General features: G+C 44.2%; 16 protein-coding genes and 1 pseudogene. 4 read left to right on the top strand and 13 right to left on the bottom strand.

Annotated elements, in window-relative coordinates; all coding sequences use genetic code 11:
* Positions 1–76: 76 nt before the first annotated feature.
* The 13 genes from smpB to CSV74_RS00170 form a co-directional block, all read right to left on the bottom strand.
* The gene (gene smpB, locus CSV74_RS00230) at positions 77–544 is read right to left on the bottom strand and encodes an SsrA-binding protein SmpB (RefSeq protein ID WP_029054058.1); all 468 of its coding nucleotides are present in this window, start codon (positions 542–544) and stop codon (positions 77–79) included.
* Positions 545–586: 42 nt separating this feature from the next.
* Complete coding sequence (gene rnr / locus CSV74_RS00225; RefSeq protein ID WP_099690149.1) at positions 587–2,968, bottom strand: ribonuclease R; 2,382 nt, start codon at positions 2,966–2,968, stop codon at positions 587–589.
* A 39-nt stretch (positions 2,969–3,007) separates the two neighbouring features.
* Complete coding sequence (locus tag CSV74_RS00220; protein WP_099690148.1) at positions 3,008–3,754, bottom strand: alpha/beta hydrolase; 747 nt, start codon at positions 3,752–3,754, stop codon at positions 3,008–3,010.
* A 61-nt stretch (positions 3,755–3,815) separates the two neighbouring features.
* Complete coding sequence (gene secG / locus CSV74_RS00215) at positions 3,816–4,043, bottom strand: preprotein translocase subunit SecG (protein WP_085426945.1); 228 nt, start codon at positions 4,041–4,043, stop codon at positions 3,816–3,818.
* A 110-nt stretch (positions 4,044–4,153) separates the two neighbouring features.
* Complete coding sequence (gene eno / locus CSV74_RS00210; RefSeq protein WP_099690147.1) at positions 4,154–5,449, bottom strand: phosphopyruvate hydratase; 1,296 nt, start codon at positions 5,447–5,449, stop codon at positions 4,154–4,156.
* A 12-nt stretch (positions 5,450–5,461) separates the two neighbouring features.
* Complete coding sequence (gene gpmI, locus CSV74_RS00205; protein ID WP_099690146.1) at positions 5,462–6,988, bottom strand: 2,3-bisphosphoglycerate-independent phosphoglycerate mutase; 1,527 nt, start codon at positions 6,986–6,988, stop codon at positions 5,462–5,464.
* On the bottom strand, positions 6,978–7,742 hold the full coding sequence (tpiA, locus tag CSV74_RS00200; protein WP_099690145.1) for a triose-phosphate isomerase: 765 nt from the start codon (positions 7,740–7,742) through the stop codon (positions 6,978–6,980). Before tpiA ends, gpmI begins: the two co-directional genes overlap by 11 nt.
* A gap of 12 nt (positions 7,743–7,754) precedes the next feature.
* Positions 7,755–8,942, bottom strand: a complete 1,188-nt coding sequence (locus tag CSV74_RS00195) for a phosphoglycerate kinase (protein ID WP_099690144.1) — start codon at positions 8,940–8,942, stop codon at positions 7,755–7,757.
* Positions 8,943–9,074: 132 nt separating this feature from the next.
* Complete coding sequence (gene gap / locus CSV74_RS00190) at positions 9,075–10,082, bottom strand: type I glyceraldehyde-3-phosphate dehydrogenase (RefSeq protein WP_099690143.1); 1,008 nt, start codon at positions 10,080–10,082, stop codon at positions 9,075–9,077.
* A gap of 61 nt (positions 10,083–10,143) precedes the next feature.
* Positions 10,144–11,169, bottom strand: a complete 1,026-nt coding sequence (locus CSV74_RS00185) for a sugar-binding transcriptional regulator (protein WP_099690142.1) — start codon at positions 11,167–11,169, stop codon at positions 10,144–10,146.
* Positions 11,170–11,295: 126 nt separating this feature from the next.
* Entirely contained in the window at positions 11,296–11,529 is a 234-nt protein-coding gene (locus CSV74_RS00180; protein WP_099690141.1) for a glutaredoxin family protein, read from the bottom strand.
* Between the two features lie 791 nt (positions 11,530–12,320).
* Entirely contained in the window at positions 12,321–13,109 is a 789-nt protein-coding gene (locus CSV74_RS17075; RefSeq protein WP_099690140.1) for a TPM domain-containing protein, read from the bottom strand.
* Complete coding sequence (locus tag CSV74_RS00170) at positions 13,106–13,684, bottom strand: LemA family protein (RefSeq protein WP_099671327.1); 579 nt, start codon at positions 13,682–13,684, stop codon at positions 13,106–13,108. The genes CSV74_RS17075 and CSV74_RS00170 overlap by 4 nt, the downstream gene beginning before the upstream one ends.
* A 418-nt stretch (positions 13,685–14,102) precedes the next feature.
* Between CSV74_RS00170 and CSV74_RS00165 the strand changes: the two genes are divergently transcribed.
* From CSV74_RS00165 to CSV74_RS16455, 4 genes and pseudogenes are all read left to right on the top strand, one after another.
* Positions 14,103–14,843, top strand: a complete 741-nt coding sequence (locus CSV74_RS00165) for a metal ABC transporter ATP-binding protein (RefSeq protein WP_099690139.1) — start codon at positions 14,103–14,105, stop codon at positions 14,841–14,843.
* Positions 14,843–15,712: a metal ABC transporter permease gene (locus CSV74_RS00160; RefSeq protein WP_099690138.1), complete on the top strand. Its 870-nt coding sequence runs from the start codon at positions 14,843–14,845 to the stop codon at positions 15,710–15,712. Before CSV74_RS00165 ends, CSV74_RS00160 begins: the two co-directional genes overlap by 1 nt.
* Before the next feature lie 61 nt (positions 15,713–15,773).
* Positions 15,774–16,751: a metal ABC transporter solute-binding protein, Zn/Mn family gene (locus tag CSV74_RS00155; protein ID WP_199170295.1), complete on the top strand. Its 978-nt coding sequence runs from the start codon at positions 15,774–15,776 to the stop codon at positions 16,749–16,751.
* Positions 16,752–17,002: 251 nt separating this feature from the next.
* Positions 17,003–17,110: pseudogene (locus CSV74_RS16455) on the top strand (ArsB/NhaD family transporter); the annotation flags it as partial.
* Between the last annotated feature and the right edge of the window lie 40 nt (positions 17,111–17,150).

Raw genomic sequence — 17,150 nt, 5'->3', positions numbered from 1 at the left:
AACCCAGGCCCGTTTCACTTAAAACGGCGGGTCGTACTTGAAACTATCTATAGTATATAATAAATCGGCTTGAATATCAATCTTGTTGATTGGCTTTGAATGCTCGTTGCATATCGCGCTTATGCTCTTTTTCTTTCAAGTCTTGGCGCTTATCATAGAGTTTCTTCCCTTTACCTACACCGATCAATACTTTGGCGAAGCCATTTTTAATATACATTTTCAACGGGATGATCGAATAGCCTTGTTGTTTCATCGTGCCTGTGAGCGAAGCAATCTGTTTTTTGTGCAACAGTAATTTTCGCACACGAACGGGATCATGGTTATGGATATTCCCTTGTTCATATGGACTGATGTGCATATTCGACAGCCATGCTTCGTTATTACGGATTAATATAAAGGCATCACGCAACTGGACTTTCCCTTTGCGGATTGATTTGATTTCCGTTCCTTTTAGCACGATTCCTGCTTCAATCGTTTCTTCAATTGCGTAATCAAAATTCGCCTTTTTATTGACGGCGAGTACTTTACCGGTTCCTTTGGCCATGCAACTTCCTCCCTGACAGAAGACCGGAGACAAGCTCCAGTCTTATTTTTTCTTTGGACGTTTCTTAGATTTCTTTGGCATACCTTCATAAAACTTCTTCTTCGGTTTTTCGTATTTTTTATTGCGCTTGTCGCTAGAACTCTTCGCTCCGCCACCAGTACTTGATTTACTACTAGACCCTTGGCTTCTTCCTCTACCTGCACCTTGGCCTCTGCTCTTACCTCTGCTAGCCTGGATAACTTTTGGTGACTCTTTACGAGAGCCTCGGAAGTTTTCTTTCATTCCAACGATTTCGAAGTCCACTGCTTGCTCTTCTGGTTTAACAGATGTCACACGCACTTTTACTTCGTCCCCGATACGGTATTGTTTCGCTGTACGTTCTCCGATCATCATCATTTGGCGATCATCGAAGCGATAATAGTCGTCGTTCATGTTCTTGACATGGACAAGTCCTTCAATCGTATTTTCAAGCTCTACAAAGATTCCGAAGTTCGTAACAGAAGATATGACTCCTTCAAACTCTTCCCCTACTTTATCGAGCATAAACTGCGCTTTCTTCAGTGCGTTCGTATCACGCTCTGCATCTACTGCACGGCGTTCACGTTCAGACGTGTGCTGCGCAATCTCAGGCAGTGTAGCGGACCAATGTGCAACCGTTTGTGCCGATGTATCTTTATTGAATAAATACGTACGGATGAGACGGTGAACGATTAAGTCCGGGTATCTTCTGATCGGTGCAGTGAAGTGCGTGTAGTATTCCGTCGACAAACCGAAGTGACCGATACTGTCTTGGAAATACTTCGCTTGTTGCATCGAACGTAATAACATCGTGGAGATTAGCGATTGTTCTGGCAGTCCTTCAATTGATTCCACAATTTCTTGCAATGCACCTGAATCGACTTGTTTACCCGTTCCTTTGACGACGATTCCGAATGTCGTAAGGAACTCGAAGAAGCGTTGTAATTTCTCTTCTTTAGGATCTTCGTGGATTCGGTATAAGAAAGGTACTTTCATACGGTCGAAGTGCTCTGCAACGGTTTCGTTGGCAGCTAGCATGAATTCTTCGATTAAACGTTCAGATACTGTACGCTCAATAATGATGACGTCTGTCGGCCAGCCGTTTTCATCTACTAAAATTTTGGATTCTTTGAAGTCGAAATCGATGGCGCCACGGTCTTGACGCTTCTGACGGAAAATGCTTGCCAGTTTGGCCATGTCGTTTAGCATCGGTACGATCTCTTCGTATTTCTTCGATAGTTCTTCCTCTTGATGCTCAATGATTTGGTACACTTCATCGTATGTCATGCGGTAATTGGAGTTAATGACACTCGGATAAATATCATGATCAATGACTTTACCGTTCATATCGACTTTCATTTCGCATGTCAGTGTTAAGCGGTCTTCTCCTGGATTGATGGAACAGATTCCGTTCGACAATCGGTGTGGCAACATCGGAATGACGCGGTCTGTCAGATAGACACTCGTACCACGGTCTGCTGCTTCTACGTCCATTGGAGAGTTCTCTGTTACGTAGTAGCTCACGTCCGAGATATGGACAAATAGACGATAGGATCCGTTGTCTTCTTTGAAGACTGAAATCGCATCATCCAAGTCTTTTGCATCGGCACCGTCAATAGTCATCGTTAATTCTTTACGTAAATCTTTACGGCCTTCAAAGTCTTCTGGCTGAACTGTCGTCGGTACACTATTCGCGTGTTTCATGACGTCTTCAGGGAATTCGATCGCAATGCCATGTTTGTGAATAATTGATAGGATGTCTACACCTGGATCGTTTTTATGCCCAAGAATCTGTGTGATCATGCCAGTCGCATTATTTTCATCGCTTGGCCAAGCCGTGATTTCAGCAATAACTTTCTGACCGTCTACCGCTTCCAATGAATGACCTTTTTCGATGTACAAGTCCATTGGCAATTTCTTGTCATCCGGTAAGACGAAGCCATAGCCTTCATGTGCTTGATACGTTCCGACGACTTGTGTCGTTTTACGCTCGACGACTTTCGTGACCACACCTTCGCGACGATCTCCAAATGAGTCGTTTGATACGCGTACCAAGACGATGTCGCCATTCATTGCGCCGTTTACTTCATGTGGCGGGATGAAGACATCATCGCCCTCTACTTGCTCTGGTGCCACAAAGCCGAAGCCTTTTGCGTGTCCGATGAATTTACCGCGAATTAAATTCATTTGTTCAGGCAAGCCGTAGCGGTTATTGCGTGAACGAACGATTTTCCCGCTCTGTTCTAATTGTACGAGCATTTTTACTAAGTCTTTAAATTCGTCCGCCTGTTCTAAGCCGAGTGCTTCTTGTATCTCGTGCACAGTGGACGGTATATAGGATTTTTCTTTTAATAAAGACATAACCCGTTCTTGTAACTCTTTTATATTTGGTTCCAAAAAAACCATCTCCTCCTTTTGTTCCTTTAGTTATATCTTCCCCTAATTTCACTCTTGCCAATCAAGGGATTCTAAAAATTTTAGTATATTTTTGTGAAGTTGTGCTTTTTCGGGGCCTAGTGTAATGACATGTCCCGATTCTTCGTACCATTGTAGTTCTTTTTCTGTAGATTCTGCTTCGTCATAGATGATTTGTGCAGAGTTCGGATCGATTACGTCGTCGTGACGTGATTGAACAACGAGTAATGGTGTGTAGATGCAGTCAACTTGGTCGCGCACGCCTTGGACCATGGATTGCAAACCGTCTAGACCTGGCATGGACTTCGTTTTTAAGTCGTCCATTTCTCTTTTGATTTGCTCATCTGATAGGCCCGCGAATTTTTTGTAGTCTCGTGCATATTTCAGCACGCCTGACCACATCAAGTCCGTCGTTTTCATCGTCATCGGTGCGCACATCGTCACGATACCTTTTAGCGGAAATTGCGCTGCGAGCTTCAATGAAAATACGCCACCGAGCGATAATCCCGCCACAGCAATCTCTTCATATCCTGCCTCTTTTAGCTCATTATATGCATCCAGTACATCTTGCCACCACTGGTCAGGATTTGTCTCGATCAATTCTTCAGGCGGCACGCCATGACCGCGGTAATGTGGTGCCAATGAAGTGTAATTATGTTTTTCAAGGAAGCGGCCGAGCATCCGCACATCCGCGGATGTTCCTGTAAAACCATGCAATAGTAATACCGCACGTTTTCCATGTTGAAAGAAGAATGGTTTCGGTTGGGCAATTCGCATGTATTTCGTTCCCTTCTACGAAAAGCGCCTGACCGTTCAAACATGGTCAGGCGCTTGCATTTTATATTTTCATAATCGCAATGGTTAGGACAAAAAATAAGACGGATAAGACGATAGTCGCTCTTTGTAGAACGAGATCTAATCCACGTGCTTTTTGTTTTCCGAAAAGTTGCTCTGCGCCTCCGGAGATGGCCCCTGACAGTCCCGCACTCTTACCGGATTGCAATAAAACGACTACTATTAATGCTATAGCTACGACTATCAGCGATGCTGTTAGAACGGCATGCATGTTTTCCACCTCCAAAAATAGCAAGTTACAACATTTCTATTCTACCAAAGCAAGTCTCTCGGCACAACCTTTTGTTACAAATTATGCCGATTGACCAGTAATAGATGCTATTATTTATTCAAATTATAGAATGTCTCTTTGCCTAGGTACTGCGCTGTTTCAAACAATTGATCTTCGATACGAAGCAATTGATTGTATTTCGCGACACGATCCGAACGAGAAGGTGCACCCGTTTTGATTTGGCCAGCGTTTGTAGCGACAGCGATGTCTGCAATCGTAACGTCTTCTGATTCACCTGAACGGTGAGAAATAACTGCCGTGTAGCCTGCGCGTTTTGCCATTTCAATCGCGTCGAATGTTTCAGTCAGTGTACCGATTTGGTTCACTTTGATAAGGATCGAGTTACTGATGCCTTCTTTGATTCCACGTGATAATTTGTCTGTGTTTGTAACGAACAAATCGTCACCCACTAGTTGAACTTTATTGCCAAGACGTTCTGTCAATAGCTTATGGCCAGCCCAGTCGTTCTCGTCCAAACCGTCTTCAATCGACACGATTGGGTACTTTTCGCAAAGCTCTTCATACCAAGCAACCATTTCTTCAGATGTTTTACGAATATCTTCACCTGCAAGGTAGTAGTTGTTTTGGTCTTGATCGTAGAACTCAGAAGAAGCTACGTCCATCGCAAGCAAGATGTCTTCGCCTGCTTTGTAACCTGCTTTTTCGATTGCTTCGATAATAGTAGAAAGTGCTTCCTCGTTAGAAGCTAAGTTCGGAGCAAATCCGCCTTCGTCTCCAACTGCTGTGTTCAAGCCTTTACCGTGAAGAACTGTTTTTAGGCTGTGGAAAATTTCCGTACCCATGCGAAGTGCATGACGGAAAGATTCTGCGCCAACCGGCATGATCATGAATTCCTGGATGTCGACGTTGTTATCTGCGTGCTCTCCACCGTTTAAGATATTCATCATCGGTACCGGCAATTGCTTCGCGTTGAATCCGCCAAGATGCTGGTACAATGGAATGTCTAAGTAATCTGCTGCTGCGTGTGCAACTGCCATAGAAACACCAAGGATTGCGTTCGCGCCGAGGTTGCCTTTATTCTCTGTACCATCTAATTCGATCAAGGCTCTGTCGATGACGACTTGATCCAACACAGAATAGTTTTCTTCTAGTTCAGAAGAGATCACTTCATTGACATGATCTACTGCTTTCAATACACCTTTACCGTTATAACGATTTTCGTCGCCGTCACGTAGTTCTACCGCTTCATACTCCCCAGTAGATGCACCGGATGGTACGATTGCACGTCCAAAGGCACCGCTTTCTGTGAATACTTCTACTTCTACAGTTGGATTGCCTCGTGAATCCAATACTTCTCTAGCTTGAATGTGGGTAATGATTGGCATGAAAATCTCTCCTTAGAATAATGATTTTCCGGTCATTTCAACCGGTTGTGGAATTCCTAACATTTTCAACATCGTCGGTGCCAAGTCTGCAAGAATACCGTCTGTACGCAGCACTACATCTGGATTCGTGACAATGACAGGTACAGGATTTGTCGTGTGCGCTGTCATAGGTTGTCCACCGATTGTAGTGACTTCATCCGCATTGCCGTGATCCGCTGTAATGATAGCCGATCCGCCTTTTGCAGATAATGCGTCTATGATTCGGCCTAAACATGTATCGACCGTTTCAATCGCTTTAATGGTTGGCTCTAGCATTCCGCTATGGCCGACCATATCCGGATTCGCGAAGTTCAGGATGATGGCATCTTGTCGTTCCGCTTCGATTTCGGCAACTAACGCATCTGTTACTTCGTATGCGCTCATCTCCGGCTTCAAATCATACGTCGCGACTTTCGGCGAATTGATCAGAATGCGCGTTTCACCTTCAAACGTCTCTTCGCGTCCGCCACTCATAAAGAACGTCACATGCGGATACTTTTCTGTTTCCGCAATACGCAACTGACGCTTGCCTTGGTCTTCTAGCACTTCACCGATTGTTTTGGTTAGATTGACATTATGAAATACAATGTCTGCTACTACATCATCATTATAATGCGTAAAGCCGACAAAATGTAAGTCCGTAAATTTTTTCACGCCTCGATCGAAGCCATCAAAGTCCGGTTGCGTGATCGCCCGTGATAATTGAATCGCACGGTCTGGACGGAAATTGAAGAATATTACCGCATCTCCGTTATCAATCGTTGCTACTGGTTTGCCGTCTTGTTGAACGACAAACGGCTCGATAAACTCATCATGTATTTCTTCGGCATACGAAGCACGAATTCCTTCTTCTGCTGAATCACAATGAGGTCCAATTCCATAGACCATCGCGTCATACGTTTTCTGCACACGTTCCCAGCGCTTGTCGCGGTCCATCGCAAAGTATCTGCCGGACACCGTAGCGATCTGACCGACCCCTACTTCTTCCATCACATCTTCTGTACGTTTGATGTAAGGAAGAGCTGTCGTCGGTCCCACGTCACGTCCGTCGAGGAATGCATGCAAGTAAACACGCTCTACGCCATGTTCTTTCGCCATTTTCAATAAAGCGAATAAATGCTCATAATGACTGTGAACGCCACCGTCAGATAGTAGTCCCATTACATGAAGTGCAGAGCCCTTCGTTTTGACATGCTCCATCGTCTCAAGCAATGTCGCGTTCTCAAAGAACTCACCTTCACGAATCGACTTGTTGATGCGCGTCAAGCTCTGATAGACGATACGCCCCGCACCAATATTCAAGTGACCTACTTCAGAGTTCCCCATTTGTCCTTCTGGTAACCCTACGGCTTCTCCACATGCCGTTAATGTTGCGTGAGGGTAGTTCTCCCATAGCAAATCAAAGTTCGGAATGTTGGAGTGTGCTACCGCGTTGCCGTACGTTTCATCTCGTAAGCCGAAGCCGTCCAAGATAATTAACGCGACCGGTTTATTCACCATGAGTTCCTGCCTCCACTAATTGAACGAATGCTGCCGGATCAAGACTTGCTCCTCCGACTAACGCACCGTCGATATTGTCCTTGCTGAGTAGTTCCGTGATATTTTCTGGCTTCACACTGCCACCGTATTGAATACGAATAGCATTTGCTACGTCTGTTGAGTAGAGTGTTTCGACCTTATGACGGATCGCTGCACATACTTCATTGGCATCATCAGCTGTTGCTGTTTTGCCTGTGCCGATCGCCCAGATAGGTTCATAGGCAATGACGGATTGTTTCGCTTGTTCTGCTGTGACGCCAAGAAATGCCTTTTCTACTTGCGCTGAGACGATGGAAACCGTTTCAAGTGCTTCGCGCTGCTCTAACGATTCTCCTACACATACTATCGGTACGAGGTGATGGTTGAACGCTGCGAGTACTTTTTTATTCACCGTATCGTCGGTTTCATTGAAATACTGACGACGTTCGGAATGTCCAAGAATGACATACTGTACGCCTAAGTCTTCCAGCATAGCCGGGCTGATTTCGCCTGTAAATGCCCCTTCGTCGGTATCATGCATCGTTTGAGCGCCTACTTTGATCGCAGTCGTTTCAAAACGTTGTAGTAAATCGTTCAGATACAATGCCGGTGGGCAGATGACTGCTTCGACTTGATCTGATGCCGTGAGTTGTTCTTTAATGTGTTCCGCAAAATCTGCAGCTTCACCAGATAATTTAAACATTTTCCAGTTGCCCGCAATGATTCGTTTTCGCAAAAGAATTCCCCCTTATTCTCGATCTTGTAATACAGCGACTCCTGGCAATTCTTTGCCTTCCATAAACTCGAGTGACGCGCCGCCACCTGTAGATACATGATCCATTTGATCCGCGACTTCAAATTTTTCCACAGCTGCTGCAGAGTCTCCTCCACCAATTACCGTATAAGCAGTTGTTTCTGCCATTGCGTCCGCCACTGTTTTTGTCCCGTTTGCGAATGGTTCCATTTCAAACACACCCATCGGTCCGTTCCAGATGACAAATTTCGAGTCTTTAATTACTTGCTCGTAACGCGCTGCTGTTTCCGGTCCGATATCCAGACCCATCCAGCCTTCTGTAATCGCATCGACTGCAACCGTATTAGTTTCTGCATCCGCTGCGAACTTATTCGCTACGACTGCATCTGTTGGCAAGTATAGATTCACTGCCTTTTGCTTCGCCTTTTCAATGAAAGACGTCGCCAACTCTACCTTATCTTCTTCTACTAATGAATCTCCAGTTTCATGACCTTGTGCGCGTGTGAATGTATACGACAATCCGCCACCAATCAACAAGTTATCGACTTTATCCAACAAATTATCGATGACGCCGATTTTGTCTTTTACTTTCGCTCCGCCTATGATCGCTGTGAACGGACGATCCGGATGAGACAATGCTTTTCCGAGGACATCTAATTCTTTTTCGAGTAGGAAGCCAAGTACCCCCGGTATGTACTCTGCAATGCCAGCAGTGGAAGCATGTGCACGGTGCGCCGTTCCGAATGCATCATTTACAAAGACGTCTGCAAGTTCTGCAAATTGCTTAGATAATCCCGCGTCATTCTTCTCCTCGCCTGGATTAAAGCGAACGTTTTCTAGCAAGATCACGTCGCCGTCTTTCATTTCCGCAATCGCTTTTTCTACTTCTTCACCGATGGATGAATCCAATTTCTTCACAGGTTTCCCAAGAAGCTCAGACAATTTATCGCCAGCAGGTGTCAAGCGCATATCTTCTTTCACTTCGCCTTTAGGACGTCCTAAGTGGCTAGCTAAAATAACCTTTGCCCCCGCGTTTGTCATATATTCAATTGTTGGTAAAGCTGCTCTAATGCGTGTATCATCCGTTACCTTTCCGTCTTCCATTGGTACGTTGAAATCCACGCGACAAAATATGCGTTGACCGTTCAATTTAATATCTCTAATCGTCTTTTTCGTGTTCATTCAATAAGTCCTCCTCGGCTTAAATACAAAAAGAGGAACGGGTTCTCCGTTCCTCTCACCCATATTAATTCATTATAATCGGTTAGTTGTGGAATGGCTACGATTTATAACAGAATTGATGGTTTTATCGAATTATAGGCCTTGTTCGTTCATATATCGTGCAAGATCGATACAACGAGCGGAGTAACCGGACTCATTATCGTACCAAGAAATGACTTTTACCATATTGTCTTCCATTACCATAGTAGACAATCCATCTACTGTGGAAGAAGCTGTGTTTCCGTTGTAATCAACAGATACTAATGGCAAGTCACTGAAGAACAGAAGTCCTTTTAATTCGCCTTCAGATGCTTTCTTCAATGCTGCGTTGACTTCTTCTACCGTTACGTCTTTTTCTAATTCCGTTACAAAGTCAACAAGTGAAACGTTTGGAGTTGGCACACGTACTGCCATTCCATCTAGTTTTCCTTTTAGTTCAGGAATTACTTTCGTTACAGCAGAAGCTGCACCTGTTGTCGTCGGAATCATTGACACGCCAGCCGCACGCGCACGTCGGTAGTCGGAGTGTGGTAGATCCAGAATTTTCTGGTCGTTCGTATACGAGTGAATCGTCGTCATCATACCGCGCTTAACGCCGAATGAATCGTTCAATACTTTCACGACAGGTGCTAAACAGTTCGTCGTACAAGACGCGTTCGATACGATGTGATCGTTCGCTGCATCGTACGTTCCTTCATTGACACCCATCACAAGTGTTGTCATTTCACCTTGTGCTGGAGCCGACAAGATGACTTTCTTCGCGCCTGCATCGAGGTGTTTTTGCAATCCTTCTTTTGAACGGAAGACACCTGTACAATCGATGACGATATCTACCCCAAGGTCTTTCCAAGGTAGGTTCGCAGGATCTTTTTCTGCAAACACGCTAATCTTTTTGTCATTTACACGGATCGATGATTCATCTGATTGCACATCAGCATCGAAAATGCCGTGTACTGAATCATATTTCAATAAATGAGCCAACATCTCTGCGTCCGCTAAATCATTGATTGCCACTACTTCCATATCTTCTGTTGCAAATGCTTCGCGAAGTACCAAACGTCCAATTCGTCCAAACCCATTAATCGCTATTTTCACTGCCACAATAAATCGCCTCCGTTAAAGTAGTTGTATCATTTCGCCTTTTAGGCATTATCTCTGCGGTTTACATGAGCGACAGCATATTCTGTGCTGCCCCTTCATCTGTTATCAAAATTGTTTGGGACGGTGCACTTGCTAAATACGACAGCAGTGCTTCCGCTTTACTCGCTCCGCCAGCTACTGTGAACACGAGCGGAACGTCTTGCAATTGCTCCATCTGAATTCCAACTGTTCGGATACGATGGACAATTTCACCTTGCTGATTAAAATAAAAGCCGAATGCTTCTCCCTTAGCTTGCTGATCCTGTAAAATCTGCTGTTCTTCTTCGGAAGAGTTTCGCAATACAGCCATCTTCGTCGCATCCCCGACACCGTGGATCACGCAATCGGTGCGACTATATAACTCCAACATCTCTTTCGCAGCAGGCTCGTGCTGGAATACCGCATGTGCTTCTTCACTCAGAGTATCTGGATAATAAAACGCTTTGTATGTTGCGTGACACGATTCTGCAAACGAAGCAGCAATCATATTCGCCTGTAACCCAACTTCTTCCCCAACGCCACCTCTTGCTGCAATGAATTGCACATTCGGCAATTCGTCTTGCTGCATAAACGATGGTATCGCGGCTACTGAACTGCCACCAGTTACAGCGACAATTTCATTCCCTTTAATGCGCGAGCGAAATTGTTTCGCCGCTTGCATGCCGAGCAGCTTTTTCGTCAAAGGTGAATCATCGGAATCCCCTTCCACAACATGTACTTTCAGAATACCGAGACGCTCCGCCAACTCATTCGCAAGTTGTCGTCTGCCCGATTTCTCTTCCATCGTATCATGTAATACAAAAAGCACTTCTATACCTTTTTCGGTAGTCGATACGCCTTCTTTCGCAATATGCACCAATTCTTGTTCTTTCATTAAATCGAGCATCGTACGTGTTTCCCTTTCGGAATAACCAGACATGGAACTAAGTGTTCGTCTGCCGACAGGCCCCGACGCTTTAATCAATTTCAACATCTGATAGCGTTGCTCGATCAACAGCGGAAGTTCAGGTACAAGCGCGAGTTGCGCTTCGTAAAATGATAAGTTCACTCACATCACTCTTTTCAAGTGGGTTATATTCGGTCCCTGTTAGTTATTCTTGTCCCACCTAGTGTAAAAAAATACTATACATGAAGTATAGCATGTTCAGAAATGAAACACAATAAGAAAGCGTTTTCATTGTTCAATTAATTCCAAAACATCGATATAGCCGATATTTCCATATGCTAACACTTGCCCTTCGTGCTCAATGACTGGGATCATCAACATATATTTCTCGTGGATTTCGTCATCTTCTTCTATATTAATCGTCTGCCACTCGAGTGGGTAATCCTCTGCGACCAAGTGAAGCATTCGTTCCGCTTCTTCGCATAGCTCACAATTGGGTTTTGTGTAGAATTGAATTTTCATTGGTGGGTCACCTCGTTTTTACTTATGATGTCATGGAATGGGCTGTTTTTCTAGTGATTTGCATTTTTTTGTGGAGGTTTGGGTGAGGTTTGAGCGGTTGTTGGGGTGGATTGAGCGGTTGGCTTGGGGTTATGAGCGGATACGGGGTTGCATTGAGCGGGAGACGTGGGACTATGAGCGGATTTAGAGCGTGATAGAGCGGACCACGCAGCTGATAGAGCGCTAGCTGGGGGGCATTGAGCGCATCGCTAGATTCATTGAGCGAAAACCATTGAAGACAAAGATAGATGGCGCGATGGATACAATGTGAGGAGATAAACTGTCGTGCCGCGGACTTAGAGTGGATAAGGAGTTGCATTGAGCGGGAAACGTGGAACTATGAGCGAATGTGGGTCGAGATAGAGCGGACCACACTGCTGATAGAGCGCTCGCTGGACTGTATTGAGCGGATAACGAGATTCATTGAGCGCCTCCCCCCTGCAATGATAACTACGGAAAGATAGATGGCGCGACAGATACAATGGTGGGAGATTAGCCATCAGGCCGCGGACTTAGAGCGGATAAGGAGTTGCATAGAGCGGGAATCGTGGAACTATGAGCGAATGTGGGTCGAGATAGAGCGGATCACACTGCTGATAGAGCGCTCGCCGGACTGTATTGAGCGGATAACAGGATTCATTGAGCGCCCTCCCCCACTGCAGTGATAACCGCGGAAATAAAGCACTCAACCAACAAAAAAAGTGACAACAACTCAAAATCGAGTCATCGTCACTTTCCCGCAAAGCAAGCCTTTACCAACTTCGGCCTGCTCCGCCACCACCACCGGAACCACCGCCGCCGAAGCCACCAAAGCCTCCACCGCCGCTACTTCCACCTCCGAAGCCGCCGCCACCGGAGCCAGGGAAGAATATTGGGCCGACGCTAGATCGGCCACGTGGACCGCCGCCACCGCCTCTTCCTCCGCCGCCGAAAAAGACGCGGAATAGAATATAGAGAACGATGATCACGATAATAAATGATGGCATGCCCACGTCTTCATCACCTTGCTCGGGGTATACGACTGGCAACTCATCGCCTTCTAATCCGTATTCCGCAGCTATTTCATTATAGAATGCTTTGTACGCTTCCATAATAGCGAGGTCTGGTTGTTCTTGCCTTAAATACGGCATCGCTAGTTCGTCAATATAACGTCCCACTTTACCGTCAGGAAGTGCTCCTTCCAAACCGTAGCCAGTCGCTAAATAAAACTTACGATCGATACCTGCCGCCTCATCTTTTTCTGTGGAAACGACAAGCAATGCGCCGTTGTCCATTTCTTTATCGCCTAATTGCAATTCACGAAGCAACCGTAATGCATATTCCTCAACGGGCTCGCCTTCGAGAGAATATACTGTACGAACAGCAAATTCTGCTTTTGTTGCTGCTTGCAAGCGAATTCCGTACTCTTCTATCTCCGCTTCTTGCGTAGGTGATAAAATGTCCGCGTCATCAACTACCACATCTGTAATCGCATGAACGGTCGTAGTACCGGTAAGGGCCACTAGTAGCGCTACGAGGAACATGCAGACGCGGTGGATCACTTCACGTCATCCCCGAAATCGACTGATGGCGGTTGTTGCGCCCCTTCGACCGCTTTGAAGTATTCTTTTTCATCGAATCCGAAGATCGAAGCTACGATTTTACCTGGGAATCGTTTCACTGTTCTATTAAAAGCAGACACGACGTCGTTATAATCTTTACGTGCAACAGCGATACGATTTTCCGTACCTGCTAATTCATCCATTAATTGTTGGAAGTTCTGGTTCGCCTTTAAATCAGGATAATTTTCCACTACTACTAATAAACGACTTAATGCACTTGATAGTTCTGAATCTGCGGCAGCTTGTTCTTCAGGACCTTGTGCCCCCGCCATTTTACTACGTGCATTCGCAATGTTTTCAAGCACCTCTTTTTCATGGGAGGCATATCCTTTCACCGTATTCACTAAGTTCGGGATTAAATCTACTCTACGTTGTAATTGCGTTTCGATTTGCGCATACGACTGATCAACATCTTCTTCCAAGTTCACTAACTTGTTGTAAGAAGGAACGATCATAATCGCCGCGATAATTACTAACACAATAATGGCTATAAGCGGGCCAGCAAGTTTCTTCATTGATCACTACTCCTCTCATCATCTCATTAGTATGTACTTACCCTACTTCTTTCACTCACCAAACTTCCCATCGCGATCTTTTTAACGTTAATAGTTGGGTCTATGTCCAGTTTACTTCCTATATATAAGCATAAACTACATACAATATGACGCATCTATTCAATTAAATGTGCTTCTAGATAAAATCCGCAAGAATATTTTTCAATAACTACTTTACAGAAATTTTTGAGTAAGCTATACTATTGAAAGTTGCGCTAGGGAAACAATATAGTCCTAATCATGCATTAGAGTTGCATAGGGGAAACTATTGTTTTATATTATTACTTATAAAAAAACTATACTGCTTCTTGAGTAAAATAAAAGTTGTATTCCTTTTATCTAAAAGTTGCACTAGGGAAAGAAAAGAGGAGGAAACTGGATGATAGATCCGATCACAGTCAATAATGTAAGTGTTTCGTATGACGGAAATGAAGTCGTAAAAGACGTTTCTTTTTCATTTGGAGCTGGTAGTTTGATTGGTGTTCTCGGGCCGAATGGTGCGGGTAAATCTACACTGATGAAAGCTATGCTCGGCTTAATTCATAAAGATCAAGGAGATGTGAGATTCGGTAGTAAGACGGTGGATTCCATGCGTAAGCAAATTGCTTATGTTCCTCAGCGTTCCAATATCGACTGGAACTTCCCAATCATCGTGAAAGATACGGTTTTGCTTGGTACGTATCCTAAGATCGGCTTACTAAGACGTCCTCGTAAAGCAGATAAAGAATGGGCAATGGAGTGTTTGAAGCAAGTGGGAATGGAAAGCTTCGCTAATCGCCAAATTGGTGAGTTATCGGGCGGCCAGCAGCAGCGGGTATTTCTTGCACGTGCGCTAGCCCAAAAGGCGGACTACTTCTTTCTTGACGAACCATTCGTAGGAATTGACGTATCCAGTGAAGAGATTATTATTGGCATTTTGCGCGAGATGCAAGCGGAAGGCAAAGTGATTTTTGTTGTTCACCACGACTTGTCAAAAGTAAAAAAATATTTTGATGGTCTGATTCTCATTAATAAAGAGTTAATTGATGCAGGTCCTACTAGTAAAGTGTTCCAGTCAGACAATATGGCGAAAGCATATAACCGTGAATTTATGATCGACGGCTTGGAGGTTTCTATGTAATGGAGTTTATTCAAGACTTAATGACGTACAGTTTCTTACAGAAAGCATTGATTACGTCGATCATGGTCGGCATCATTTGTGGAGTGATTGGAAGTTTCATCGTTCTTCGAGGAATGGCTTTGATGGGTGATGCGATTTCCCACGCTGTTCTACCAGGTGTTGCCATTTCTTATATGCTTGGAATTAACTATTTCTATGGCGCAGTGTTTACAGGTGTTCTTACAGCATTCAGTATCGGTGCCATATCTCAAAATAGTCGAATCAAGAATGACTCCTCTATCGGGATTGTCTTTTCAGCGTTTTTCGCTCTCGGGATTATCTTAATCACACAAGCTAAAAGCGCGACGGACTTAACGCAGATTTTATTCGGTAACGTGTTGTCTGTCCGTAGTTCTGATATGTGGCTGACATTGATTATCGGTGCAATCGTCATTTTAGTAGTAGCGTTGTTCTTTAAAGAACTCCTCGTTTCTAGTTTTGACGAGACGATGGCTGCAGCTTATGGTTTGAAAACGCGTCTGATTCACTACGCGATTATGTTTTTATTGACATTGGTTACAGTCGCTTCATTACAGACAGTTGGCGTGATTCTCGTTGTCTCTTTATTGATCACACCCGCTTCTACAGCGTATCTGTTAACGAATCGCCTCTCGGTCATGGTCGTACTAGCAGCATTTTTCGGTGCAGTATCTTCCATCGCCGGACTGTATTTCAGTTTTTTGTACAACATGCCGTCTGGACCTGTGATCGCATTGGCAGCGACAGCCATTTTCGTCCTAGCCTTCCTATTCTCACCTAAGCAAGGCGTTGTTGTCAGTATGTTCCGGAAGAAATTCAAACGTAAATCAATTGCAGGCGCAACCGAGTAAGGAACCAACCGCCGCGGCGGTAATATAAATTTATTATTCATAAAGGAGTAGAGTGTATCACATGAAGAATTTAGCAAAATGGCTAACCTTGTCATTGCTCGCTGTGTTTATGTTAGCAGCATGCGGTAATGATGATGAAGGCAAGAAGACAGAAGGTACGGACGACGGTGACAAAGTAGCGGAAACAGGCGACAAGCTGAAAGTTGTTACGTCATTTACAATCATTGCAGATATGGCACGTGAAATTGGTGGCGATTACGTTGATGTATACAACTTAGTACCAACCGGAACGGACCCTCATGAATATGAGCCATTGCCCAATGATATCAAAGCCGCAACAGATGCAGACATATTATTCTATAACGGTTTAAATCTTGAAGGCGGAGAAAAAGGTTGGTTCTTCAAAATGATGGATTCCGTAGGACAAAAAGACGAAAACATTTATAGCTTGACTGAAAAAGTAGAACCTATGTACATCGGTGGAGAAGATGGTAGTGACGAGGAAATCAACCCACACGCGTTTATCGATCCAGCTGTTGGTGTCAAGATGGCTGAAGCTATGCGCGACGCATTGATTGAAAGACACCCGACAGAGGGCGAAAAAATTAAAAAACAAGGTGACGAGTACGTAAAACGTCTTCAAGAACTGGATGATGAATTTGCAGAGCGTATTTCTACAATACCTGAAGAAAACCGCGTACTTGTTACAAGTGAACGTGCATTCCAATACTTGAATGACCACTATGGTTTGAAAGAAGCATTCATCTGGGAAATCGATACGGAAGAGAATGGTTCACCTAAGCAAATCAAAGAACTCGTTCATTATATCCAAGATCACAAAGTTCCTGTATTATTTGTAGAATCTAACGTAGACTCTCGCCCAATGGAAACTGTTTCTGCAGAGACTGGCGTTCCAATTGCTGAAAAGAAGATCTACTCTGACGAAATCGGTAACCCTGGTGACGAGATCGATACGTATGTAAAATACTTAAACTACAATATGAATCTCATTCATGATGAGTTGAGCAAAGAACGATAATTTCCCGGTCAACCAACTCGAGATAAAAAGGAAGCCACACTCCCCTGTGGCTTCCTTTTTTATTTGTGTATATAAAAGTATTGAACATGTAAGTCTAAACTTATATGTTATAGAGACAAAAAAATATAGGAGTATTTTATAAATGCTACACAAATGGAACGTTACTTAAAAACGATTGGCGATTAATTTCTATTGCAATTATTGAAGTTATGGCGGGTTCCTCCTATTGAAAGTAGTCAATAGGAGAACCTATGCAAATAATACTAGCTTCTACTATATTTCTACTCACGCTAGTCTGGGTTATTTGGCAACCGCGTAACCTCTCAATTGGATGGTCTGCATTACATATGGCGTTTTTGCCAAAGGAAGTAGCGTACGGATGTTTTTACTAGTCATCCT

This window comes from Sporosarcina sp. P19, assembly GCF_002743165.1.
Lineage (GTDB): Bacteria > Bacillota > Bacilli > Bacillales_A > Planococcaceae > Sporosarcina > Sporosarcina ureae.
The sequence above is the reverse complement of the archived record's forward strand: the minus strand, read 5'-3'. Positions and strand labels throughout refer to the sequence as shown.